The sequence below is a fragment of the Pseudomonas frederiksbergensis genome (assembly GCF_003732275.1).
GTDB classification, from domain to species: Bacteria; Pseudomonadota; Gammaproteobacteria; order Pseudomonadales; family Pseudomonadaceae; genus Aquipseudomonas; species Aquipseudomonas frederiksbergensis_H.
In genome coordinates this window covers 49333-72380 of record NZ_MOBM01000020.1, presented here as the reverse complement: position 1 = coordinate 72380, position 23048 = coordinate 49333, and the positions used below count along the sequence as shown (strand labels likewise).

Below are 23048 nucleotides of genomic sequence, written 5' to 3'. Positions count from 1 at the left end.
GGTAAAGAGCAAGGCCGGGGCGAAGTGTGGGGGGCTACCGGCACGCCGGACCCTGTGGGAGCGGGCTTGCTCGCGAAGACAGCGGCACAGGCAACAATGATGTCGTCTGACACTCCGCCTTCACGAGCAAGCCCGCTCCCACAGGTCTCGCGTTTTAACTGAGGGACATCAGGCCTTGGCCTTTTCCATCGATACAGTCAGTGGGGCTGAACGGGCAATCACGCTGATGATGGTCAGTGCTGCAATCAACAACCCGGGGGAGGTTGCCAGCAATACCTCGGTGGTGCCGGCCCCGGCCGCCAGAATCTGCCCCGCGGCCAAGGGCCCGGCGACTGACCCCAGGCGACCGATGGCCACCGCCGCGCCGACGCCGGTGGCACGCACCGAAGTCGGGTACGACGGCGGTGCCAGCGCGTAAAGCACCAGTTGCGCAGCCATCACAAACAACCCCGCGGCAAACCCGGCGATGCCCATAGGAACAATGCCCACCGACAGGCCGACCCCGGACAGCGCCACCAGCAACCCGGCATAGACAAACAGCACCACTTTGATGCCGTTGCAGCGATCCAGCAGCAATCCGCCGAGCAGGGAGCCGAGGGCGCCGCCGATATTGAACAGCATCTGCACCAGGCCCGCCTGGGGTTTGCTGAAACCCTGTTCCAGCAGCAGTGACGGCAGCCAGTTGAGCAGCATATACATCACGGTCAGGGTGAAGAAGTAGCTCAGCCACAACGCCAGGGTAACGCGAGCCCGGCCTTCGCGGAACAGTGCCTGGCCGGTTGAAGCGCGCGCTACATTGACAGTCCCTTGCTGCTGGCGAAAGGCGCTGGACTCGGGCAGCAACAGGATCATCAGCGGCACCACCAGCAATGGCGCGAGACCGCCGATGATGAAGGTCGCCTGCCAATGATCGGTGAACAGCATGGCGACCACCGCCGCCAGTGCTCCACCCAACGGCACGCCGGCATACATGATGCTGATGGCGGTACCACGGCGTTGCTCACCTACGGCTTCGGCGCACAGGGCGATCAGGTTGGGCAGGGCGGCGCCCAGGCCCAGGCCGGTCATGAAACGCGCCAACAGCAGGCTGGAGAACGTGTTGACGTAGGCAGTGCTGAGCGAGAACACGCCGAACAGCAGCACGGCGCCGATGAGGATTTTCTTGCGACCGATGCGATCAGCAATCCAGCCGCCGAAGAAGGCGCCCGGCAGCAAGCCGATGATGCCGGCACTGAACACCCAGCCCATCATTTTAGGGTCCAGGGCAAAGGTCTGGCGCAGGCCCGCGGCGGCAGTCCCGGCAGCTTGCAGGTCGAAGCCTTCAATCAGTGCAACGATAAAACACAGGGCGATGGTCAGCGTCGTACGACGTGATGGGGTGTCCATGGCGAACCTCATTTATTGTTTTTGTGGGTGTGCTGACGGGTGAGCGCGAGCCTGCTCGCCTCAAGCGATGACAAGCTGGAATTAAGATTAACAAAGATAACTAAAAAATGAACAGCCAAGGTTTATGGCCAAAAAATGACATTAATCTCATTAAAATCAACGCTATGAGGCATTGAGTAAGACGGATCTAAAAAATAGATAATAATATTAATGTTCGATTATCGGTCATTGTGGATTGACGCCACCCTCAGGCTGTTTCCATTCTCTGACCTGAGATCCCTGGAACAACCCTAGCGATCCCGTTCAAAAAACAACAACAATAAGTGGACATCGAACATGCCAACGCTCCCTTGGAACGCCCTTGCGGCGACTTCAGCCTTACCTGTTCGCGCACCTTGTCTGGTCCTGCTGGGCTTGAGTGTGGTTGCCACCCCGGCGCTGGCCGAAGGCTTCATCGACAACAGCCACGGCACCTTGACCTTGCGCAATTACTACCTGGATCGCGACTACAAGGATGACGGGGCGAAAACCGCGGCCAGGGAATGGGCTCAGGGTTTCATCATGAATGTGGAGTCGGGCTTTACCCCGGGGACTGTCGGCTTCGGCCTGGATGCCCGCGGGCTGATGGGGGTGAAGCTGGACTCGTCGCCGGACCGTAGCGGCACTGAGTTGCTGCCGGTGTCCAGCAGCGACAAGCGCGCGGCGGACGAATATTCGCGCCTGGCCATGACCGCAAAGGTGCGTTTTGCCCAGACCACGGTGAAGACCGGTGATGTGTCGATCTTCCTGCCATTCGCTTTCGCCAGCCCGTCGCGGCTGTTGCCGCAGACTTTTCGCGGCACCACCCTCAGTTCCAAGGACATCGACGGGCTGACCCTCAACACCGGCTACATCGATCGCATCAACAAGCGTGATTCCACCGACTACCAGCCGATGAGCATCGCCTCGCCGAACCGGCGTTTCAATGGCGCGGCCACCTCATCGCACATGGCCTATGTCGGCGGCGATTATCAGGTGAACAAGGACCTCAGTCTGCGTGCCTATCACGCCGAAGTAGCGGACCTGTACCAGCAGAATACCCTGGCCTTGCTGCACAATCTGCAGGTGGGCGAGGGCACGCTGACCACCGATCTGCGCAGTTTTTTCAGCGACGAGGATGGCAGCGCCAAGGCCGGCAAGGTGGACAACCGCAACTTGTCGGCGCTGTTCGGCTATCGCTTTGGCGGCCATCGCCTGAGCCTGGGCTATATGCACGCCAATGGAGATACAGCGACGCCTTATGTGTCGGGCACCGAGTTGATGGGCATGAGTGAGCTGACCATGAGTTCGGACTTCCTCAATGCCAAGGAGCGGACCTGGCAAGCGATGTACGACTATGACTTCACCGCCGTCGGGGTGCCTGGCCTGAAGAGCCGGTTGCGTTATGTGCGCGGTGACCATATCGAGCTGACGGCGCTGAATGCCGACGACCGCAAGGAGCGGGAGTTTCAGATGGAGCTGGGGTATGTGATCCAGAGTGGCCCGCTGAAGAACGTCGGGCTGATGGCGCGCAAATCGATCTATCGCAATGACTTCCCCGCCGGCGCGGCGTTTCGCGATGAAAACCAGACCCGCTTTCTGGTGCTCTACACCGTACCTATCTGGTAAGTCGTTTTACCTGTCATGAAGCCGGCCGTTCCCCGGGAACGCGCCGGCGTGGGCGTTTCAGGCCTGATAGACCTTCTTCAGCAGCCTGAGCAATTCTTCGCGTTCCTGGCTGTCGAGGTTGGACGTTGCATCCATGTCGCTCTCGGCAGCGATCAGTTTCAGCTCCTTGAGCAGGGCTTCGCCGGTCTTGCTGAGAAAAATCCCATAGGAGCGCTTGTCCGGTTTGCAGCGTACCCGCACCGCCAATGCCCGGCTTTCCAGTTTGTTCAGCAGCGGCACCACTTGCGGTGGCTCGATGGTCAAGGCCTTGGCCAGGTCGGCCTGCATAAGCCCCGGGTTCTGGTCGATGATCGCCAGGGCCGAGAACTGGGCCGGTCGCAAGTCGTGGGCCGAAAGCCGGCCAATGAGGTTCTGAAACAGTTTCAGCTGCGCCCGGCGCATGGCGTAACCGATCAGATCGTCCAGGGCGGAATCCAGCGGCGCCTGGGTTTCGGCGCTGTCGGCAGGGGCCTCGGGGGCGGCGGCAATCTTGGAAGACTTGGCCATTGCAGGGTGAATCCTCAGCTGGCGGTTAAGAAGACTATCTAGTTTGCCGAGGTTGGTCGGGGATAGCCATGACCTCTTTCAGATCTCTGGGCGTTGCGCCTGTTTTCGGGGCGGAAAATATTTGGTTAATTTGATTAATAGTTAATTGACATAACTAATATTGGAGTTTAGTTTTTACCCATCGTCAAGCCAAGAACAAGAGAGCAACGCATGAGCAATTACGAAGGTCGCTGGACAACGGTCAAAGTGGAAATCGAGGAAGGCATTGCCTGGGTCATCCTCAATCGCCCGGAAAAACGCAACGCCATGAGCCCGACATTGAACCGGGAGATGATCGACGTTCTGGAAACCCTGGAGCAGGATCCAGACGCCGGTGTGCTGGTGCTGACCGGCGCGGGCGAAGCCTGGACCGCCGGCATGGACCTCAAGGAATACTTCCGCGAAGTGGACGCCGGCCCGGAAATCCTTCAGGAAAAAATTCGCAGTGAAGCCTCTCAATGGCAATGGAAACTGCTGCGCATGTACGCCAAGCCGACCATCGCCATGGTCAACGGCTGGTGCTTCGGTGGCGGTTTCAGCCCGCTGGTGGCCTGCGACCTGGCGATCTGCGCCGATGAAGCGACCTTCGGCCTGTCGGAAATCAACTGGGGCATCCCGCCAGGCAACCTGGTGAGCAAAGCCATGGCCGACACCGTGGGCCATCGGCAGTCGCTGTACTACATCATGACCGGCAAGACCTTCGGCGGGCAGAAAGCCGCCGAGATGGGCCTGGTCAACGAGAGCGTACCCCTGGCACAACTGCGTGAGGTGACGATCGAGCTGGCGCGTAACCTGCTGGAGAAAAACCCGGTGGTGCTACGGGCGGCCAAACACGGCTTCAAGCGTTGCCGCGAACTGACCTGGGAGCAGAACGAAGATTACCTCTATGCCAAGCTCGATCAGTCGCGCCTGCTGGACACCGAAGGTGGCCGCGAGCAGGGCATGAAGCAGTTCCTCGACGACAAGAGCATCAAGCCCGGTTTGCAGGCTTACAAACGCTGAATTCCGGCGTTGAACTCAAAGCGAGCTGGCCGGGCGATCGAGCGTCCGCCAGCTGTTCGCCCCGGCGCCCAGGCGCTACTGTGAGCCCCTCGAACGTATTCCCGATAAAGACAATAAAGAGGAATCACCATGCTGGACGTGCCCCTGCTGATCGGCGGCCAGTCGTGCCCCGCCCGAGACGGACGAACTTTCGAACGGCGTAATCCGGTGACCGGCGAAGTCGTGTCGCGGGTTGCCGCCGCCACCCTGCAAGATGCCGACGCCGCTGTGGCCGCGGCCAAAGCGGCATTCCCCGCCTGGGCGGCCCTGGCCCCTAATGAACGACGCACCCGGTTGTTGCGTGCGGCCGAGCAGTTGCAGGCCCGCAGCGCGGAATTCATCGCGGCAGCCGGCGAGACCGGCGCCATGGCCAACTGGTACGGTTTCAATGTGCATCTGGCGTCCAACATGCTGCGCGAAGCCGCGTGCATGACCACTCAGATCACCGGCGAAGTCATTCCCTCCGATGTGCCCGGCAGCTTCGCCATGGCCTTGCGTCAACCCTGCGGCGTGGTGCTGGGTATCGCGCCCTGGAACGCTCCGGTAATCCTCGCCACCCGCGCTATCGCCATGCCGCTGGCCTGCGGTAACACCGTGGTGCTCAAGGCGTCGGAACTGAGCCCGGCGGTGCACCGATTGATCGGCCAGGTGTTGCAGGACGCAGGCCTCGGGGACGGCGTGGTCAACGTCATCAGCAATGCGCCCGAGGATGCCGCGGCGATTGTCGAGCGGCTGATCGCCAATCCGGCGGTGCGTCGGGTCAACTTCACCGGCTCGACCCATGTCGGGCGTATCGTCGGTGAACTGTCGGCACGTCATCTCAAACCGGCGTTGCTGGAACTGGGAGGCAAGGCGCCATTCCTGGTGTTGGAGGATGCCGACCTGGACGCAGCGGTGGAGGCTGCGGCCTTCGGCGCCTTCTTTAATCAGGGGCAGATCTGCATGTCTACCGAGCGCCTGATCGTCGATGCCAAAGTGGCCGATGCCTTTGTCGCCAGACTCGCGGAGAAGATCGCCACCTTGCCCGCCGGCAACCCCAACGCCGAAGGTTCGGTGCTCGGTTCACTGGTTGACAGCAGCGCCGGTGAACGCATCAAACTGTTGATCGACGATGCCCTCGACAAGGGTGCCACCCTGGTCACGGGTGGCCAGCTGGAGGGCAGTATTCTGCAGCCGACCTTGCTCGACGGCGTCACCGATGCCATGCGCCTGTACCGCGAAGAGTCCTTCGGCCCGGTGGCGGTAGTACTGCGTGGCGAGGGCGATGAAGCCCTGTTGCGCCTGGCCAACGATTCCGAGTTCGGTCTGTCGGCGGCGATCTTCAGCCGCGACACCGGTCGCGCTCTGGCCCTGGCCCAGCGAGTAGATTCGGGCATCTGCCATATCAACGGCCCGACCGTGCATGACGAGGCGCAGATGCCCTTCGGCGGGGTCAAGTCCAGCGGCTATGGCAGTTTTGGCGGCAAGGCGTCCATCGAGCATTTCACCCAGTTACGCTGGGTGACCTTGCAGAACGGCCCGCGGCACTACCCGATCTGAGCATCCGCCACACCGTCGGGCGACGAACGCTTGAGAGTGATTGCCGCCCGCGTGCAGGCCAGACATAACAATAACAAGGCTGCAGCCATAGACTGCCATGCCCCGGTTGAACGCATCGCTGCGAGCCGGTGGCGTGCCTTGATGGAGGACAAGCACGTGAGTTCCGAATTCAGATCGCCACCCCAGACCGAAGCCAACGCGCCGCGCTATCGCCAGGTGTCCATCGGTCATCCTGCGGTCGAGGTCAGCGAAGAGCAGGGCATCCTGCATATGCGCTCCCTGGAACCCTTGGCCGAGTTGCCCGCTCGCTTGCTCGATCGCCTGGTGCATTGGGCCCATGTGCGCCCGCAACAGACCTTTATCGCTGCGCGCCAGGACGGCTGCGACTGGCGCCGGGTGAGTTACGCCGAGATGCTGACCAGCGTCCGTGCCATTGCCCAAAGCCTGCTCAGTTATGGGCTTTCGGCCGAACGACCGCTGGCGATCCTCTCGGGCAACGACATCGAGCATTTACAGATTGCCTTGGGCGCGATGTATGCCGGGATTCCTTACTGCCCGGTTTCTCCTGCCTATTCGTTGTTGTCCCAGGATTTCGCCAAGCTGCGGCATGTCTGCAATCTGCTGCAACCGGGCCTGGTGTTCGTCAGCGACGCCGCGGCCTATCAGCGGGCGATCGATGCGGTGCTGCCGGCCGAAACGCCGCTGATCACCGTGCGCGGTCAAATTGCTGGCCGCCATCAGGCGAGCTTTGCCAGCCTGCTGGAACAACCCGGCAGTGCCGAGGCCGATTGCGCTTTCAAGGCTACCGGGCCGGACAGCATCGCCAAGTTCCTGTTTACCTCAGGCTCCACCAAGTTGCCCAAGGCAGTGATCACCACTCAGCGCATGCTCTGCGCCAACCAGCAAATGCTGTTGCAGACCTTCCCGGTGTTCGGCGAAGAACCTCCGGTGCTGGTGGACTGGCTGCCGTGGAATCACACCTTCGGCGGCAGCCACAACGTCGGGATCGTGTTGTACAACGGCGGCACCTTTTACCTGGACGACGGCAAGCCGACTGTCCAGGGGTTTGCTGAAACACTGCGCAACCTCAAGGAAATATCGCCCACCGCGTACCTCACCGTGCCCAAAGGCTGGGAAGAACTGGTCAACGCGCTGGAGCAGGACGAAGAGTTGCGCGAACGTTTCTTCTCGCACATGAAACTGTTCTTTTTCGCCGCCGCCGGTTTGTCCCAACGCGTTTGGGATCGCCTGGACCGGGTCGCCGAACAGCATTGTGGCGAACGCATTCGCATGATGGCCGGGCTCGGCATGACCGAGGCGGCACCGTCCTGCACGTTCACCACCGGGCCATTGTCCATGGCCGGCTACATCGGCCTGCCGGCACCCGGTTGCGAAGTGCGGCTGGTGCCGGTGGACGGCAAGCTGGAGGGACGTTTTCGCGGGTCGCACATCATGCCGGGTTACTGGCGTGCGCCACAGCAGACCGCCGAAGTGTTCGACGAGCAGGGCTTCTACTGTTCCGGCGACGCGTTGAAACTGGCCGACGCCCGCGATCCGCAACTGGGGCTGATGTTCGACGGGCGCATCGCCGAGGACTTCAAACTGAGCTCCGGCGTGTTTGTCAGCGTCGGCCCGTTGCGCAATCGCGCGGTGCTCGAAGGTTCGCCCTATGTTCAGGACTTGGTGGTGGCCGCACCGGACCGCGAGTGCCTGGGTGCGCTGGTCTTTCCCCGTCTTTACGAATGCCGACGTCTGGCCGGTTTGAGTGCGGACGCCAGCGATGCCGAAGTCCTGGCCAGCGCGCCGGTGCGAGAATGGTTCGCCGATTGGCTGCAACGGCTCAACCGCGACGCCACCGGGAATGCCAGCCGCCTGGAATGGATCGCGCTGCTCGACGAACCTGCCTCCATCGACCGCGGTGAAATCACCGACAAGGGCTCGATCAACCAGCGCGCGGTATTGCAGTGGCGCGCCGACAAGGTCGAGGCGCTGTATCGCGGCGAAGAACCTTCCATCTTGCGTGCCGGACCTCTGCCGTGAGCGGTGCGGGGCAGTATTCGAGCTTTGGCGATGTAGCCATTTTCGAAGCACTGCGCACGCCTTGGGTCGATCTCGGCGGGGCCTTGGCCCAGGTTTCGCCGATCGATCTGGGGATCAAGGTCGGGCGGGAGGTGCTGGCCCGCGCCTCTATCGATCCATCTTTGGTCGATAGCGTGTTGGCCGGCTCCATGGCTCAGGCCAGTTTTGATGCTTACCTGCTGCCTCGGCATATCGGTCTTTACAGTGGCGTGCCGCAAGAGACTCCGGCACTGGGTGTGCAGCGCATCTGCGCTACCGGTTTCGAACTCTTGCGGCAGGCCGCCAGGCAGCTGGATGACGGTGTGCAGTTGGCCCTGTGCGTGGCGGCCGAATCCATGTCGCGCAACCCGATTGCCGCCTACACCCACCGAGGTGGTTTCCGGCTCGGTGCGGGAGTGGAATTCAAGGACTTTCTCTGGGAAGCCCTCTACGACCCGGCCCCGGGCGTAGACATGATCACCACCGCCGACAACCTGGCCCGGCGGCATGGCCTGAGCCGCGAAGAGGTGGATCGCTTCGCCCTCGACAGCCATCAATTGGCGCTGCAAGCCCAGGCCGATGGCTGGTTTGAACCGGAGCTGGTAGCGCTCGGCAATGAGCGCTTTGAACTGGCCGGTTATCAGTCACGCAGTATCCAGTTGCCACGGGGCGTAGACCGCGTGACTCGTGATAGCCATCCGGGACCCACCGATCTGGACGCCTTGGGTCGGTTGCGGGCGGTGCATGCCGGCGGTGTGCAAACGGCCGGCAACAGTTGTGCGGTGGTCGATGGCGCGGCCGCCGCGCTGGTAGGGCGGGCGTCTGCCGCCCGGCGTCCGGCGTTGGCCCATTTGCTGGCCAGTGCCGTGGTAGGCGTGGCACCGGAATTCATGGGGATAGGGCCGGCGCCGGCCATCCAGATGCTGCTGCAACGTAGCGGTTTGGCCCTTGGTGAAATCGGCTTGCTGGAAATCAATGAGGCCCAGGCCGCTCAGGTATTGGCTGTGGCCCAGGCGCTTGAACTGGACGGCGACCGGCTCAACCGGCGGGGCGGCTCGATTGCTTTGGGGCATCCTTTGGCCGCTACGGGTTTGCGCCTGGTGCTGACCCTGGCCAGGCAATTGCGTGAGGGTAATCTGCGTTATGGCATTGCGGCCGCGTGTGTCGGTGGCGGGCAGGGCATGGCTCTGCTGATCGAAAACCCGGCGTATCAAGGCTGAAGCAGAACCCCGAGGCCTTTGCTGCAGTCAACCCAATCTTTGCGTCACTGTCTTGCGTTACTATGCAGACCCACCTTTTCTGGAAGTTGCCTGGATGAGTAAGCCCGGTCAAACGGTGCTGGTCGCGTTGCGCAAGATGATCGCCTCGGGCGAGCTGGCGGCTGGCGAGCGGTTGATGGAGATCCCCACGGCGGAGCTGTTCGGTGTTTCGCGGATGCCGGTGCGCATGGCGTTCCGCACGCTGGAGCAGGAAGGCTTGCTGGTGCGTTTTGGCGGGCGCGGGTTTCAGGTGCGTTCGGTCAGCCCCGATGACATTGCCGGTGCGGTTGAAGTGCGGGGTGTACTCGAAGGCCTGGCGGCGCGTCAGACCGCCGAGCGCGGGCTATCGGACGAAGCCCGGGCGACCCTCGAACAGTGCCTGATGCAGGGCGATCAGCTGTTCGACAAGGGGTTTGTGACCATCGAGGACCTGGAGGTCTATCACGATCTCAACATGCGTTTTCACGAAGTGATTGTCGAAGGCAGCCACAACCCGGCGATCGCCGATGCACTGGCGCGCAACGATCATTTGCCTTTCGCTTCGGTAACAGCCCTGGCAGTGGACCGCAACGACATGATCCGGGAATACCGACGCTTCAACTACGCTCACATGCAGCACCATTCGGTGTTCGACGCCTTGGTCAACCGCCAGGGCGCGCGTGCCGAAGCCATCATGCGCGAGCACGCCAACGCCACGTTGCGTTATGCCGAGATCTTCGGCTCGGCGACGGCCGAAGAGCGGATGAAGGTCATTCTCCGCTCGGACTAGGCGCGACTCTTTCAGATATCCAGCACCAGCAGCGGCGTTTTCGAGCGCGAGCAGCAAGGAGTGAACTGGTCGTTGCAGGCTTGTTCATCCTCGGTGAGGAACAGGTCTCGATGCTCCGGCACGCCCTCCAGAACCCGCGTCAGGCAGGTGCCACAGATGCCCTGTTCGCAGGAAATGGCAATCTCGATGCCCTGGTTTTGCAGCACCTGCACCACGCTCTTGTCGGCCGGCACCGCGAAGACCTGGCCGCTGCTGGCGACCTTGATCGAGAAGCTGCCATCGGCACCAGTGTCGACGGGGTTGGCGGCGAAGTACTCGCGATGCAGGCATTGCTCCTGCCAGCCTTTGGCCTTGGCCGTGTCCAGCACATGCTGCATAAAACCGCCGGGGCCACACACATATAAATGAACGTCATTGTGTGGCGTGGCCAGGAGCTTGGCCGCGTCCAGCGCAGTCTCGGGTTCCTGATCGAAATGCAGGAACACCCGGTCGGCAAAAGCCGAGTGTTGCAGGCGTTCGACAAAGGCCGCGCGCTCTCGCGAACGGGCGCAGTAGTGCAGCTCGAAATCTGCGCCGCTGTGGGCCAGGCGCTCGGCCATGCAGAGGATTGGGGTAATGCCGATACCGCCGGCGAAGAGCAGGCTGCGCCGGGCCTCATGTGCCAATGGAAACAGATTGCGCGGCTCGCTGATAGACAGCCGTGTGCCGGGGTGGATCTGCTCGTGCATGGCCAGTGAACCACCGCGAGAGGTCGGATCCTTGAGCACGCCGATCAGGTAGCGATGGCGTTCTTCGGGGTGGTTGCACAGGGAATATTGCCGGATCAAGCCACCAGGCAGATGCACATCGATATGGGCACCGGCGCTGAAGGTCGGTAGCGGTCGATCATCGACACTGGCCAGCTCGTAGCTGCAGATGTCCTGGGCTTCGTTGTTGCGGGATACCACCAGCACTTCAATCATGCCATTGACTCCTGCGGCGTTTTTTCCCGGGCGATAAGGCGCTCCAGAACACGGCGCGACTGCACACCTCCGGCGTCGATATTGAGCTTGAGCAAGTTGCGCTGAGGATGGTTGAGCAGGTTCTGTTGCTGGCGTTCGAGCATCTCCAGGTCCTCGCTGAAAATCTTGCCCTGACCCTCGCGAATGCTCGCGGTCAAAGCTTCATCCTGCGGGTTGAAATTGCGCGCCATGCCCCAGAAGTACCAGATCGAGGTTTCGGTTTGCGGCGTGATGAAGTCGACGACGATGCTCGACGCCTTGAACTGTTGGGGAGCGTGATAACCACCTTTTCCGGCATGGGCCACACCGACTTCGATCAGCACATGACTGGGCGGGGTGAAGCGGCAGATCTGCCAGCGATCCACTGGTACATCGTCGGCCAGGTTGTTGCCACGCAAGGCCATGCGCCAGAAGGGCGGGGCCATGATGTTTTCCATGTGGCGGGCGGTGACCACCTCGTCGCCGTCGACCGTGGTCACCGGCGGTGCTTCGTCGATTTCCTTTTGGCCGATGCTGGACGCATGAACGTAGGTTTCGTGAGTCAGGTCCATCAGGTTGTCGATCATCAGGCAATAGTCGCACTGGATGTGGAACAGGCCGCCGCCGTAGGCCCACTCATCGCTGACCGCCCATTCCAGGTGATGGATCAGCGCCGGGTCGGCCAACGCCTGATCGCCGGGCCAGACCCAGATAAAGCCGTAACGCTCGACCGCGGCGAACGTCTTGTTGCACGGAAAGCCGCGAACCCGCTGCCCGGGCATTTCCACGGTCTTGCCGTCGCACCCCATCACCAGGCCGTGATAGCCGCACACCAGGTTGCCGTTTTCCACATAACCCAAAGACAGCGGTGCGCCGCGATGGGGGCAGAAGTCCTCGACAGCCGCCACGTTGCCTTCATGCCCGCGGTAAAAAACCATCTTTTCACCACAGATCTGACGGCCTAGCGGCTTGTCGGCGATTTCGTCGGGCGTACAGGCGACGTACCAGGTGTTCTTGGGGTACATGGAGATTCTCCAAGGCTGTTTTTGTTATTTAGTGGATCCATTAATGGTGGTTTGTGGGGTGTTTGTCAAATTTATTCTGTTTGTTAACGTTTTAATGGATCCATTGATGGATTTTTAGCCCCGGCATCAATGCTCTTTGGCTTTCCTGATTCTGATCAAAATAAACAGCAGGACGCAGAGCGCGAGCGGGGTCATGGCCAGCAGGGCGTCTCTCGCGGATATATCCGCGCCCATGACATGCAATCCCGAGTAGAACAGCTTGAACAGGCTCAACAAGTAATAGGTGATGGCGATAATCGACAGGCCTTCGACGGCGCGCTGGATTTTGATTTGAGTGTCGGCACGGGCGTTCAGGCTCTTCAGAATTTCCGAGTTCTGCTCTTCCATTTCGACCTGAACACGGGCCTGCAACAAGTCCCCGAGGTTGGCCACGCTTTTGGCCAGTTGCTCCAGGCGTTGTTCGGTGACGGCGCAATATCTGACCGTGGGTTTGAAGCGTCTTTCGATGAAGATACCCAGCCGCTGGCAATCACCCACGTGGCTTTCGCGCAGTTCGCCCAAGCGTTCGAAAACCAGCTGCGCATAGGCTTGGGTGGCGCTGAAACGGTGTCGGGTTTTTGCGCTGCTGCTGACCACTTGCGCCGACAGGTTGGCAATGTCGGTCAGCAACGCTTTCGCATTTCCGGTGTCGGGGCCGGCGTTACGTTCCGAGAGGTTTACCAGGGTCTTGTCGAAGACGTTGAGCTGAGTGCTCAAGGCTTTCGCGGTGATGAGTGAAAGCGAAGCCATCATTCGGTAGGTTTCGATTTCGAGCAGGCGGCGGATCATCCGTCCCAGCCGATACGCATTCAGGCGTTTATTAATGAACAGGAAACGGTTGGTGCCGTCCTCGCTCAGGCGAAAATCGCTCCAGACCGTCGCATCGCCTCCACCGATGCAAGAGCCGCTAGGATCTTTGAATCCATAAACAGACAGATCGCCAGTAAAGGACGTATCAGTGCGCACCACAATCTGCACCGCGTTGATCACGTGCTGCATGAAAGGCTCGACTCGGTCCATCAAGGCTCTGGGTGGCGGGCTCCAGCATGGCTCGTGACCGGAGGAGGGCACCACCAGCGTCAGCGTCAGGAATTCCGCGTGCCGCTCCCACTTCAAGGCATGGCCCTCCAGCTCGGTGATGCCCTGGGCCGTATCCGGGTCGACCGGGCCGGGGCAGCAGCGACTCAGCAGGGTGTCGCACTGCCCGTCATTCGCCAGAAACGCCAGATGAAACACGTGGGCGGGCTCGTCGAAATACAGAGAAGGGCGCGCGTGCAACTCGTTGTGCAGGATCAGTCTTTGCGGATGCATGCTGTTTGGGCCATGTTGGAGTTGTTTGTTCTTGGGACAGGATGACGAATACCCGAGTCACAAACCAAACCGTTGATTACCCAATGCTGTCAGCCAACCACAGAACCTGTGGGAGCGGGCTTGCTCGCGAAGGCGGTGGCACAGTCAACATTGATGTCGCCTGACACACCGCTATCGCGAGCAGGCTCGCTCCCACACTCGTACAGTGTCGTTCGGGAGTGTTGTGATCAACGCTGGCCCAATGTGGGAGCGAGCCTGCTCGCGAAGGCGGTGGCACAGTCAACATTAATGTCGCCTGACACGCCGCTTTCGCGAGCAAGCCCCCACAGGTTTAACGCAACGCTGTACAGAACGCTCGAATGGCCTCGCAGGCCTGGCGCAATGACGCGTCGTCCAGGGCGTAGGCAATGCGGATGTAGGGGCCAAGGCCGAAGGCACTGCCATGCACCACCGCTACATCCGCTTCGTCGAGCAGCGCATGGGCGACATCTTCGTCGGTGTGCAGCACTCGACCGGCCGGCGAGGTGCGGCCGATCAGCCCCGCACAGGAGGCGAACGCATAGAACGCGCCCGCCGGGCTCACACATTCCAGCCCCGGCGTGTCGTTCAGCAGCGCCACCATCAAATCACGACGACCCTGGAAAGCGCCACGGCTTTCGCGGATGAAGTCTTTCGGCCCCTCCAGCGCGGCGAGTGCGGCTTGCTGCGAAACCGAGCTGGCGCCAGAAGTCTGCTGGCCCTGCAGCTTTTCCATAGCCTCCAGCAACCAGCGCGGCCCGGTGGCAAAACCGATGCGCCAGCCGGTCATGGCGTAGGCTTTGGAGACACCGTTCATGGTCAGGGTTCGCGGTGCCAGTCGTGGCTCCACCTGGGCCAGGGTGTAGAACGCTTGATCGTCGAAGATCAGGTGTTCATAGATATCATCGGCCAGAATCAGCACGTGGGGATGATCCAGCAGCACCGCCGCCAAGGCACGAAGTTCCGCTTCGCTATAAACCGCACCGGTCGGATTGGACGGTGAATTGAGGATCAACCAACGGGTCTGCGGGGTGATCGCGGCGGCCAGTGCCGCCGGCGTCAGTTTGAAACCGGTACCGGCATCGCACGTGACGATCTGCACTTCACCGCCGCACAGTTGCACCATTTCCGGGTAACTGACCCAATACGGCGCCGGCACGATGACCTGGTCGCCCTCGTTGAGGGTGGCGGCCAGGGCGTTGTAGATCACTTGTTTGCCACCGTTGCAAACCAACGTGTCTTGCCAGCTCACATCCAGGCCATTTTCGCGGCGGAACTTGGCCGCCACCGCTTCTCGCAACGAGCGCACACCGGCGACCTGGGTGTAGCGGGTGTGGCCGTTCTCGATGGCATGAATGGCCGCCTCACGCACATGTTTGGGGGTATCGAAATCGGGTTCGCCGGCACACAGCGAAATAATCTTCGCTCCTTGTGCCCGGCGCTCCGCCACTCGGTCCATGATCCGATAAGTCGCCGAGGGTTGTGCGCTGGCCAGGCGTTGGTTCAGGCGCTGGATGTCGTTGCTCATGCCCGGGTTCTCCAGTCTGTCAGGTTCATCAGTTCCAGCGTGGAGCGGCCTTCGGTCAGCGCCTGCATCATTTGCGCTTCCTTGTTCGCGCGCGCTTCGCCTTCTGCGAGGGTACGTGCCACATCGGTCTTGGGGATGATGATCACGCCGTCATCGTCAGCCACCACCAGATCGCCCTGCGCCACGAAAGCACCATTGAAATTGAACGGTTGTCCCACTGAGGGGGCACTGGTCTTGACCGTGCCTTTTACCGAAATGCCACGGGCAAATACCGGGAACTGGCGTTTCTTCAACGCAGCGATATCGCGTACACCACCATCGATCACCAGACCAACCACACCAGCCGCTTCGGCCGCCACGGTGAGCACCTCGCCCCAGTAACCGGCGATGAAGCCGCCGGTGCCCACGACCAGTACGCTGCCACGGGGTACGCGTTCCATCGCCAGATGCAGGGCCAGGTTGTCGCCCGGCGAACATTCCAGCGGGTAGGCGGGGGCGGCGATGAAGGCGCCGTCCCAGATCGGGCGGATCGCACTGTCGACCGCGCAGGGCAGATGGGACGCTTCATACAGTGTCGAGCTGCCCAGTATTTTTGCCCGCACACGAAAATCCAGGGGGAAGGGGAGCGTCGTCATCAGACTTTCCTCTGCAGGTTGTGGTAACCCAGGGCGGCCCGGGCTTCTTTAAGGGTTTTGCCTTGGGTGATCAGGGCGCGAATGTCGGCTTCGACCGATTCGATCTGACGGGCACACGCCGCCACTTCAGCGGCATGGGCGCGAGGCACGATCACCACGCCATTGGCGTCTGCGATCACGATGTCACGGGAGCAGACCCGCGCCGTGCCGATGGACACCGGCTGGTTGACCGACTGCGCTTGCACGCGGTCTTTGCCGGTGCGCATGAAGCGACCTTTGCTGAACATCGGATAGCCATCGCCCAGCGCTTTGTTCACATCACGGCACACCCCGTCGATGACCGTGGCGGCGATCTGTCGGGTGCCGGCGTACTGGGTCATGATGTCGCCCCAGACGGTGCAGTCGGTGCGGCCGCCGTTGTCGATCACTACTACGTCGCCGGGCGCGACGTCTTCGATAAAGTCGCCCACCGTGCCCGGCGGGACACTGGCCGAGACGTACTGCACGGTGAACGCCGGTCCGACGATGACCTTGCGGTAATTGTCCAGCGGCGCCACACCGAGGCATTGCCCGGGCAGGCCGAGCTTGTCCAGGGCATCGGAGACGCCAGGAGTGTCGAGGCCTTCAAACAAGGCGACCAGTTCTTTATCTTCAAGATTCATCAGACGTGCTCCACGCGGATCGCTTCGAATTGGGTGTCATGCATCACCTCGGCCACCGAGCGACCGCTGCGAACGGCCTCGACCATGCCGTCCTGGCGGCGGGCGATGCGCTCGCCGAGATCGATGACCTTTTCGATATAGGTTTGGGGGACGAATACGGTTCCGCAGGTATCGGCAATGACATAGTCATCCTCGCTGACGTCGACACCGGCTACTTTGATCGTCACCGCCGCATCGATCTGCACCACGCGGTTGCGCGCACTGATCATGGTGACCCCACGGCCATAAACCGGGTAACCAATCGCTTCGCTACCGTCGATGTCGCGGCTGAAACCGTCGATCACCGTGCCGCGCACCTGCTTGCCGGCCGCCGCGTTGGCGAGGATGTCGCCCCAGCAGGAAATACCTTCGATACCGCCGGCGATCACCAACACACGATCGTCGCTGTCGATCTGTTCAACCACCGGGGTAATCAGGTGCACGGTCGGTACGGTGTCTGACTTGGGCGCCAGCAATACGGTACTGGCGCGGCCGACGATCTTCGGGCAGTTCCACAGCGGACGTAGCCCCACGGTGGTGCCCGGCAGGCCGAGGAAGTCGAGTGCGTCGGAAACCGTGTTGGTGTCCAGCGCCGCCAAGCGATCCAGTAAACTCTTATTGATCATGGGAAAGCCTCAGTGGTGACGGAGGCGCCCAGTGTCAGCGAGACAATTTGATAGGTATATTACTAATCACAGAAGCATTACATACGTTAAACCTATGGATTAGCCATGATCAATTTTCGTCTGATTCGTCACCTCTGGTTGTTCCTGGCCGTTGCCGAAGAACAGAATTTCGGCCGCGCCGCCAAACGCCTCGGAATGTCCCAGCCGCCGCTGAGCGAGCAGATTCAAGTGCTGGAGCAGGCGCTCAAGGTCAAGCTGTTCGATCGCTCGCGGCGAGGGGCGAAGCTGACTCCGGTGGGTGCGGCGATCCTGCCGGCGGTGCGCAAGTTCGCCGAGCAACTGGAACGCCTGGAACTGGCCGTGGAGGAGGCGGTGGCGGGGCAGTCGGGGATGTTGACCGTCGGCGCGATTTCCACGGCGATGTTCGATGTGTTGCCCGGGTTGATCGAGCAACTGAAGATCGATTACCCGCACCTCACCGTGTCCGTGCGGGAAATCGACAGCGTCGAAGCCGTACCTGCGCTGGAAGCCGGGGACATCGACCTGGCCTTCGCCCGTCTGGACGGTGATTTGGGGGCCTCGATCAAGTCGCTACCGCTGACTGAAGATCGCCTTGTCGTGGCCCTGCCCAGCGATCATCCATTGGCTTCGCGCAAGCGAATCAGCCTGTCGAGCCTGGCCACAGAGCCCTTGGTGATGTTTTCCCGAAAGGTCAGCCCGGTGTACTTCGACAACCTGATCGCGACCTGCCGCGCCAGCGGTTTTTCTCCACGCGTGCTGCATGAAGTGCGCTCCGTCGCTTCGCAAATCGCTTTCGTCAGTTGTGGACAAGGCATCGCTTTGGTGCCGGCGTCGCTGAAAAAACTGGCCCCCGATAATGTGGTGTTGCGACCACTGAGCCAGCCGCTCAATGTGGTGACGACAGCGGTGGCCTGGAACGCCGATCGGCCGAATCCGCTGGTGGAGGAGGTGGTCGCACGGCTGCAAAAAACAGTTTGATAGGTTTGACCTATGACGGTATTCCCGAATGAGGAATTTACAGAAGGCCCCGATCCCCGCGAAATTGTCGGCTTTGCTGCGGGCGGCAATTTCGGCCCGGCGGTCACCCTTTTCGTTCAAGGAATCCATCACGTGTCCAAACCCGAAACCTTCACTCAAGCGTACATCCCTCTGACAGTGGAGGGCGTCCAGTTGAACATCGCCACCCTTCATCGCGACGGTGGCCTGGCGCCGATTGTGTTCCTGCATGGGTTTGGCTCGACCAAGGAAGACTATGCCGACATCGTGCAGCAGGCTGCCTTCGCCGGTCATCCTTTCGTCGCTTATGACGCTCCGGGTTGCGGGGAAAGCCAGTGCAGTGACCTTTCGCGGATTTCCATCCCCTTTCTGCTGAAGACCGCGTTGCAGGTACTGGAGCATTTCGGTATCGAACGTTTTCATCTGGTCGGCCATTCCATGGGCGGACTGACCGCACTGATGCTGGCTCATCAGTGCCCGGACCGGGTGCTCAGCTTCGTCGACATCGAGGGCAACATCGCCCCGGAAGACTGCTTCCTCAGCCGGCAGATCGTCGATTACCCGGCGGACGATCCCGAGGTGTTTTTCGCCGCCTTCATCGAACGCGCCCGGCACGCGCCGGCTTATGCCAGTGCGCTTTATTCCGCCAGTTTGCGGCACAAGGTTCGTGCCGGAGCGGTGCGCGGGATCTTCGAGTCAATGGTCGATCTCTCCGACAACGCCGACTTGATGGGCAAGTTCCTCGGCCTGCAATGCCCGCGCATGTTCATGTACGGCGAGCAGAACGCTTCATTGTCCTATCTGCCGCATATTCAGGCCCAAGGCGTGCGGTTGGCGCCGATTGCGCAGTGCGGGCATTTCCCCATGTATTCCAACCCGATCGCGATGTGGCAGCAGATCGCCGATTTTCAGGCGAACGGCCATCGCGGATGAGTCCGGCACGAGTTGCACAGCACCGTTGTGAACTATTCTTTTCAAGTGGCCCCTGCAATGCCTCATTCAAGGAATTGATATAAATCAACGCTTAAGAGGCTTTAATGGCGGAGTCTGGGCCTGATGCTGGATTCTCGAGCCGGCGTCGAGGATCAACCTGTCTGGAGTCAGATCATGAGCCAGTATCAACGGTTATTACTGATCATCAACCCGCTGCTGCGCCATTCGCCTGCGATAAACCATGGCGCCGCCCTGGCCAAGGCCAGCGGGGCAAGCTTGCACATTGCCGGCCTGATTCCCTCGTTGGACATTCTGTCGCTGCTCGAAGAAGGCGACCGCAAAATGGCTCGGGCGACCTACCTGCAGGAGCACCGCGACTGGCTCGAGGAACAGGCGGTAAAGATGCACGGCCGGGGGATCGAGGTGACAACCGAAGTCGCATGGGCTGACAACATGCGCCAGGACATCCTTGACCTCGTCACGCAAATGCAGCCCGATCTGTTGATCAAGCAAGTGCAGCATGAGCCGGTGCTCAAGCGCGCGTTCTTCACGCCGCTGGATTGGCGTTTGTTGCGCCATTGTCCGGTCCCGGTTTATCTGGTGGGGGGTGAATGCCATGCCTTGCCGCAGAAGGTGGTGGCCGCGGTTGATGTGTCAGACACCGAGCCTTCGAACAATGAACTCAATGACCGGATCATCCTGCAGGCGTCGAGCCTTGCGCTGCAGTGCAATGCCGAGCTGCATCTGCTGTACGCGTGTGACATTTCGGCAGCCTTTCTGGCGGATATGGACGCCGGTCTGACGCTCGCGGAGCTTACCCGGGAGTTGCGCAGCGACCTGGAAAAGTCTTTTCTCCAGTTGGCCGCTCGGTTCGGTGTGACCGCTGAATGCCGGCATTTCATCATGGGGCACCCTGTCTCGGTACTGAGCGAATTTACCAATGAGCATCAAGTGGATGTGATCGTGATGGGCAGAGCTCAATACCGTGGTCTGGAGCGGCTGCTTGGCAGCACGACGGAACATATTCTGTACCAGGTACCTTGCAGCATTCTGGCGGTCTAGGGGCGCACGCCCCTATTGGAATGATGGCCGCCGTCAAACGAACGCCCGTTTTTTGGGGCTCCCGCCCCTGGGAGGTTTTCAAATGACTAGTCCTTCATTGCAAACCATCTTGCATGACCGGGTCGATGCCGGCCGAGGCCTGGTGGAACCGTTGCTTAAATACGCTAAAAGAGCCGACGTCATCGTCCTTGCCTTGCCCCGTGGCGGCGTTCCGGTCGCCTATGAAGTGGCCACGGCCCTGGAGGTTCGCCTGGACCTGATGCTGGTGCGCAAGCTGGGAGTACCGACCCACCAGGAGTTCGCCATGGGCGCGATTGCCAGCGGCGGCATACAAATCGTCAATGAAGATGCGCTGCGGGCTAACGGTATTGATCAACGCACGCTCGATGGCGTGGTTGCAAAGGAAACGCAGGAATTGTTGCGTCGCGAGCGGGTATACCGGGCATCCCGCGCACCTGTGGCGCTCAAGGATCAGGTGGTGATCCTGATTGATGATGGCCTGGCGACAGGCGCCACGATGATGGCCGCGATACAGTCCGTGCGCCTGCAAGCGCCGTCCCGCATCGTCGTTGCCGTGCCGGTGGCCCCCCTTGAGACGGCAGAGGCGCTGCGCGACGAAGTGGACGAGCTGATCTGCCCGCTGATCCCTGATTGGCTGATCTCGATCGGGCATTGGTACACGGACTTTTCGCAGACATCGGATGAAGAAGTCATCGATCTTCTGCACCGGGCGTGGCAGAGAGAGACCGGTTCGGGCGACTCATTTCAGAACGGTTCCGGTATTTGAGCCGTTGCCTGGCGTGGAATAAACCACGTCAGGCCTTCAAGTAATCCTGACGTTCACGAATTGCCATGGATCGGATTCATCGGTCTGCTCGGGCATCAGTGAGTGACGTCCGGAAAGCGGCGTCCAGTCGGTATAAATGCCTTCTACCTTTCCCAGGTAGGGCATGCAGATCTGCAGAATCTCCCTGAAGGGCAATTCATCCGGTTCGATGATGCCGCGTTGAGGATTGCGAATCGCCCAGATCACGCCGGCCAGCACTGCCGCCGTCACTTGCAGGCTGGTGGCGCTGTTATGGGGGCACAGGGCCCGGGCTTGGTGGATCGATAAGCGCGAGCCATACCAATAGCTGTTTCTGGCATGCCCCATCAGCAGCACGCCGAGTTCCTCATCGCCATCGAGGATGTCGTCATTGAGCAGACGTTGGCTGGTCTGGGGTTTCCAGTTGCGCTCGGCGAGTTCATGCACCGAGAGCAATGCATCGTCACAGGGGCGATAGGCGTAGTGGACGGTCGGCCGGTAGATTGGCTGCCTTCCCTGGCCAAGAGTCAGGTAGTCGGCAATCGACAGGGCTTCGTTGTGGGTCACGAGCAGCCCGTGGGTTGGCCCCGTCGAGGGTGTCCAGGTACGAACCGGCGTGGAGGCACCGGGACGTTGCAGGTAGATCCCGGCCTGACACCCAAAGGCGTGGTAATACCCATCCTCGGGAAGCGCTTTCTCGTGGCTGCCCCAACCCAGCTCTGCCGGTTGGCTGCCTTCACTGATGAACCCGTCCACTGACCAGGTATTGACGAACTCGTTGGCGGTTTTGTGTTGCGATGCATACTGCGAATCGCGCTCGGCAATGTGAATGCAGCGGATATTCAGCCGGCGGGCCAGTTGCGCCCATTCTTCGCGAGTGACGGGCAGGGGGGTTGTGTCACCCAAATCCCGGGCGAGGTTGAACAGTGCCTGCTTGACCAGATGGGATACCAGCCCCGGATTGGCCCCGTGGGTCAAGAGGGCGGTGGGCAGGCCTTGCGCGCTTTCATCCCGAAGCCGGAGTGCCGCTTCTCTCAATGCATAGTTGGATCGTTCGGACAGGGATTTGTCGGGATCGGTATAACCGCCTTCCCACGGCTCGATGCAGGTGTCCAGATACAGCACGTCTTTACGCTGGGCGAACTGAATCAGGGACAGGCTGGATACCCCCACCGAGAGGTTGAGCAGAAAGTCGCCAGCGCTCAAAAGAGGGGCCAGCACCGCCTCGTAATTGTTCTGATCCAGTTTCTCGGTTCGGTGTGCGACGCCGAATTCCTGCGCGAGCAAGCGTGCATCTTCATCGGGGCTGAGGATCAGCAGTCGCTGCGGCTCAAGCTCAAGATGACGCAGTAGCAGCGGGAGTACGCCTTTTCCGATACAGCCAAAGCCGATCATCACCAGCCTGGCATTAAAGGGCTGAGTGACATGCTCAAGGTCGGACATCGATTGCCTCCACTGCCTGACAGCGCATTCGCCGTGAATGACCTGTCGATAATCACGACGTTCTCAACTAGAGACTGCAACGCTCACTTAAAACTCAAAAAATTTCGGCCACCGTCAAGGAGCGTCTACTGCGCCCACAGAGACCAAAAAAACTCACGAGAATGAGGCGAACTGCTGGCCCCCGGATGTCCATTTCGTTGTCAGACTTGCTTTCTTTTCAGAAGGTTAGGCATTGGCGATATGCGGACTTTGGTATGGATGGCTGCAATGTTTGTCCTGGTGACTCTCTCGCTTGAGGCTCAGGCAAAGGACCTGAGCAAGAACAGTCGTTTCGTCTGCAGCTGGGGCTCGGACATAGCCGCAGACGCGCAAGCGTCGAAGCTTTCCGGATTCACGCTTTACGGGGCACGCAAGAAACTGCAATCGCGAAAATTCCCCCGGCCGTGGATGCGCATGACGGCCATGGGGATTACCGAACAAACCTATAACAGTCCCTCGCGCCTCAAGCCTGCTGGAATCAAGCAAACGTATTACGAGCAATGCATCAACCATGAACTGGCGCAACGGTAGCCTGGAGGACGGCTAATTTGTAGGAGCTGCCGCAGGCTGCGATCTTTTGACTTGGCGTTTGTGCAGGCAAC

General features: G+C 60.7%; 21 protein-coding genes. 11 read left to right on the top strand and 10 right to left on the bottom strand.

The features are described 5' to 3' along the window. Positions 1-168: 168 nt before the first annotated feature. Entirely contained in the window at positions 169-1386 is a 1218-nt protein-coding gene (gene mhpT, locus BK662_RS16100; RefSeq protein ID WP_123358877.1) for a 3-(3-hydroxy-phenyl)propionate transporter MhpT, read from the bottom strand. Positions 1387-1722: 336 nt separating this feature from the next. Here mhpT and BK662_RS16095 point away from each other — a divergent pair, with 336 nt between their 5' ends. Beyond that, positions 1723-3033, top strand: coding sequence for an OprD family porin (locus BK662_RS16095; RefSeq protein WP_123358876.1), 1311 nt, complete (start codon positions 1723-1725; stop codon positions 3031-3033). Between the two features lie 57 nt (positions 3034-3090). On the opposite strand, the gene BK662_RS16090 is transcribed toward BK662_RS16095, so the two are convergent. Next, positions 3091-3579: a MarR family winged helix-turn-helix transcriptional regulator gene (locus BK662_RS16090; protein WP_063340120.1), complete on the bottom strand. Its 489-nt coding sequence runs from the start codon at positions 3577-3579 to the stop codon at positions 3091-3093. 210 nt (positions 3580-3789) lie between these two features. Here BK662_RS16090 and BK662_RS16085 point away from each other — a divergent pair, with 210 nt between their 5' ends. The 5 genes from BK662_RS16085 to BK662_RS16065 all read left to right on the top strand — a co-directional run bounded on the left by BK662_RS16085 (position 3790) and on the right by BK662_RS16065 (position 10284). Further along, the gene (locus BK662_RS16085; RefSeq protein ID WP_123358875.1) at positions 3790-4620 is read left to right on the top strand and encodes a p-hydroxycinnamoyl CoA hydratase/lyase; all 831 of its coding nucleotides are present in this window, start codon (positions 3790-3792) and stop codon (positions 4618-4620) included. 129 nt (positions 4621-4749) lie between these two features. Next, entirely contained in the window at positions 4750-6198 is a 1449-nt protein-coding gene (locus BK662_RS16080) for an aldehyde dehydrogenase (protein WP_123358874.1), read from the top strand. Between the two features lie 156 nt (positions 6199-6354). Then, positions 6355-8238 (top strand): feruloyl-CoA synthase, encoded by a 1884-nt coding sequence (locus tag BK662_RS16075; RefSeq protein ID WP_123359008.1) that lies wholly within the window; start codon positions 6355-6357, stop codon positions 8236-8238. Further along, on the top strand, positions 8235-9476 hold the full coding sequence (locus BK662_RS16070) for a thiolase family protein (RefSeq protein ID WP_123358873.1): 1242 nt from the start codon (positions 8235-8237) through the stop codon (positions 9474-9476). Before BK662_RS16075 ends, BK662_RS16070 begins: the two co-directional genes overlap by 4 nt. Before the next feature lie 94 nt (positions 9477-9570). Continuing rightward, entirely contained in the window at positions 9571-10284 is a 714-nt protein-coding gene (locus BK662_RS16065) for a GntR family transcriptional regulator (RefSeq protein WP_123358872.1), read from the top strand. Between the two features lie 11 nt (positions 10285-10295). On the opposite strand, the gene BK662_RS16060 is transcribed toward BK662_RS16065, so the two are convergent. The 7 genes from BK662_RS16060 to BK662_RS16030 form a co-directional block, all read right to left on the bottom strand. Beyond that, a complete protein-coding gene (locus BK662_RS16060; protein WP_123358871.1) occupies positions 10296-11246 on the bottom strand; it encodes a PDR/VanB family oxidoreductase in 951 nt (316 codons plus the stop codon). Further along, on the bottom strand, positions 11243-12289 hold the full coding sequence (locus tag BK662_RS16055; RefSeq protein ID WP_123358870.1) for a Rieske 2Fe-2S domain-containing protein: 1047 nt from the start codon (positions 12287-12289) through the stop codon (positions 11243-11245). The genes BK662_RS16060 and BK662_RS16055 overlap by 4 nt, the downstream gene beginning before the upstream one ends. Before the next feature lie 126 nt (positions 12290-12415). After that, the gene (locus BK662_RS16050; RefSeq protein WP_123358869.1) at positions 12416-13639 is read right to left on the bottom strand and encodes a DUF3422 domain-containing protein; all 1224 of its coding nucleotides are present in this window, start codon (positions 13637-13639) and stop codon (positions 12416-12418) included. Positions 13640-13970: 331 nt separating this feature from the next. After that, complete coding sequence (locus tag BK662_RS16045; protein WP_123358868.1) at positions 13971-15185, bottom strand: pyridoxal phosphate-dependent aminotransferase; 1215 nt, start codon at positions 15183-15185, stop codon at positions 13971-13973. Further along, positions 15182-15820: an RraA family protein gene (locus BK662_RS16040; protein WP_123358867.1), complete on the bottom strand. Its 639-nt coding sequence runs from the start codon at positions 15818-15820 to the stop codon at positions 15182-15184. The genes BK662_RS16045 and BK662_RS16040 overlap by 4 nt, the downstream gene beginning before the upstream one ends. After that, on the bottom strand, positions 15820-16482 hold the full coding sequence (locus tag BK662_RS16035) for an RraA family protein (protein WP_123358866.1): 663 nt from the start codon (positions 16480-16482) through the stop codon (positions 15820-15822). Before BK662_RS16035 ends, BK662_RS16040 begins: the two co-directional genes overlap by 1 nt. Beyond that, positions 16482-17147 carry an RraA family protein gene (locus tag BK662_RS16030; RefSeq protein ID WP_123358865.1) on the bottom strand — a complete coding sequence of 222 codons (666 nt, stop codon included), beginning with the start codon at positions 17145-17147 and terminating at the stop codon, positions 16482-16484. Before BK662_RS16030 ends, BK662_RS16035 begins: the two co-directional genes overlap by 1 nt. Positions 17148-17252: 105 nt before the next feature. Between BK662_RS16030 and BK662_RS16025 the strand changes: the two genes are divergently transcribed. From BK662_RS16025 to BK662_RS16010, 4 genes are all read left to right on the top strand, one after another. Continuing rightward, positions 17253-18146 (top strand): LysR family transcriptional regulator, encoded by an 894-nt coding sequence (locus tag BK662_RS16025; RefSeq protein WP_123358864.1) that lies wholly within the window; start codon positions 17253-17255, stop codon positions 18144-18146. A 132-nt stretch (positions 18147-18278) separates the two neighbouring features. Continuing rightward, positions 18279-19097, top strand: coding sequence for an alpha/beta fold hydrolase (locus tag BK662_RS16020; RefSeq protein WP_123359007.1), 819 nt, complete (start codon positions 18279-18281; stop codon positions 19095-19097). Between the two features lie 174 nt (positions 19098-19271). After that, a complete protein-coding gene (locus BK662_RS16015) occupies positions 19272-20159 on the top strand; it encodes a universal stress protein (protein WP_123358863.1) in 888 nt (295 codons plus the stop codon). 82 nt (positions 20160-20241) lie between these two features. Further along, positions 20242-20946 carry a phosphoribosyltransferase gene (locus BK662_RS16010; protein WP_123358862.1) on the top strand — a complete coding sequence of 235 codons (705 nt, stop codon included), beginning with the start codon at positions 20242-20244 and terminating at the stop codon, positions 20944-20946. A 36-nt stretch (positions 20947-20982) separates the two neighbouring features. Here the strand turns inward: BK662_RS16010 and BK662_RS16005 are convergent, their stop codons facing one another. Next, entirely contained in the window at positions 20983-22407 is a 1425-nt protein-coding gene (locus BK662_RS16005) for a homospermidine synthase (protein ID WP_123358861.1), read from the bottom strand. 240 nt (positions 22408-22647) lie between these two features. On the opposite strand from BK662_RS16005, the gene BK662_RS16000 reads away from it, so the two are divergent. Continuing rightward, a complete protein-coding gene (locus tag BK662_RS16000) occupies positions 22648-22977 on the top strand; it encodes a hypothetical protein (RefSeq protein ID WP_123358860.1) in 330 nt (109 codons plus the stop codon). The last annotated feature ends 71 nt before the right edge of the window (positions 22978-23048 follow it).

Coding starts and splice junctions, on each gene's coding strand:
- mhpT (WP_123358877.1), bottom strand. CDS start 1,386: ATGGACACCCCATCACGTCGTACGACGCTGACCATCGCCCTGTGTTTT.
- BK662_RS16095 (WP_123358876.1), top strand. CDS start 1,723: ATGCCAACGCTCCCTTGGAACGCCCTTGCGGCGACTTCAGCCTTACCT.
- BK662_RS16090 (WP_063340120.1), bottom strand. CDS start 3,579: ATGGCCAAGTCTTCCAAGATTGCCGCCGCCCCCGAGGCCCCTGCCGAC.
- BK662_RS16085 (WP_123358875.1), top strand. CDS start 3,790: ATGAGCAATTACGAAGGTCGCTGGACAACGGTCAAAGTGGAAATCGAG.
- BK662_RS16080 (WP_123358874.1), top strand. CDS start 4,750: ATGCTGGACGTGCCCCTGCTGATCGGCGGCCAGTCGTGCCCCGCCCGA.
- BK662_RS16065 (WP_123358872.1), top strand. CDS start 9,571: ATGAGTAAGCCCGGTCAAACGGTGCTGGTCGCGTTGCGCAAGATGATC.
- BK662_RS16060 (WP_123358871.1), bottom strand. CDS start 11,246: ATGATTGAAGTGCTGGTGGTATCCCGCAACAACGAAGCCCAGGACATC.
- BK662_RS16055 (WP_123358870.1), bottom strand. CDS start 12,289: ATGTACCCCAAGAACACCTGGTACGTCGCCTGTACGCCCGACGAAATC.
- BK662_RS16050 (WP_123358869.1), bottom strand. CDS start 13,639: ATGCATCCGCAAAGACTGATCCTGCACAACGAGTTGCACGCGCGCCCT.
- BK662_RS16045 (WP_123358868.1), bottom strand. CDS start 15,185: ATGAGCAACGACATCCAGCGCCTGAACCAACGCCTGGCCAGCGCACAA.
- BK662_RS16040 (WP_123358867.1), bottom strand. CDS start 15,820: ATGACGACGCTCCCCTTCCCCCTGGATTTTCGTGTGCGGGCAAAAATA.
- BK662_RS16035 (WP_123358866.1), bottom strand. CDS start 16,482: ATGAATCTTGAAGATAAAGAACTGGTCGCCTTGTTTGAAGGCCTCGAC.
- BK662_RS16030 (WP_123358865.1), bottom strand. CDS start 17,147: ATGATCAATAAGAGTTTACTGGATCGCTTGGCGGCGCTGGACACCAAC.
- BK662_RS16025 (WP_123358864.1), top strand. CDS start 17,253: ATGATCAATTTTCGTCTGATTCGTCACCTCTGGTTGTTCCTGGCCGTT.
- BK662_RS16015 (WP_123358863.1), top strand. CDS start 19,272: ATGAGCCAGTATCAACGGTTATTACTGATCATCAACCCGCTGCTGCGC.
- BK662_RS16010 (WP_123358862.1), top strand. CDS start 20,242: ATGACTAGTCCTTCATTGCAAACCATCTTGCATGACCGGGTCGATGCC.
- BK662_RS16005 (WP_123358861.1), bottom strand. CDS start 22,407: ATGTCCGACCTTGAGCATGTCACTCAGCCCTTTAATGCCAGGCTGGTG.
- BK662_RS16000 (WP_123358860.1), top strand. CDS start 22,648: ATGCGGACTTTGGTATGGATGGCTGCAATGTTTGTCCTGGTGACTCTC.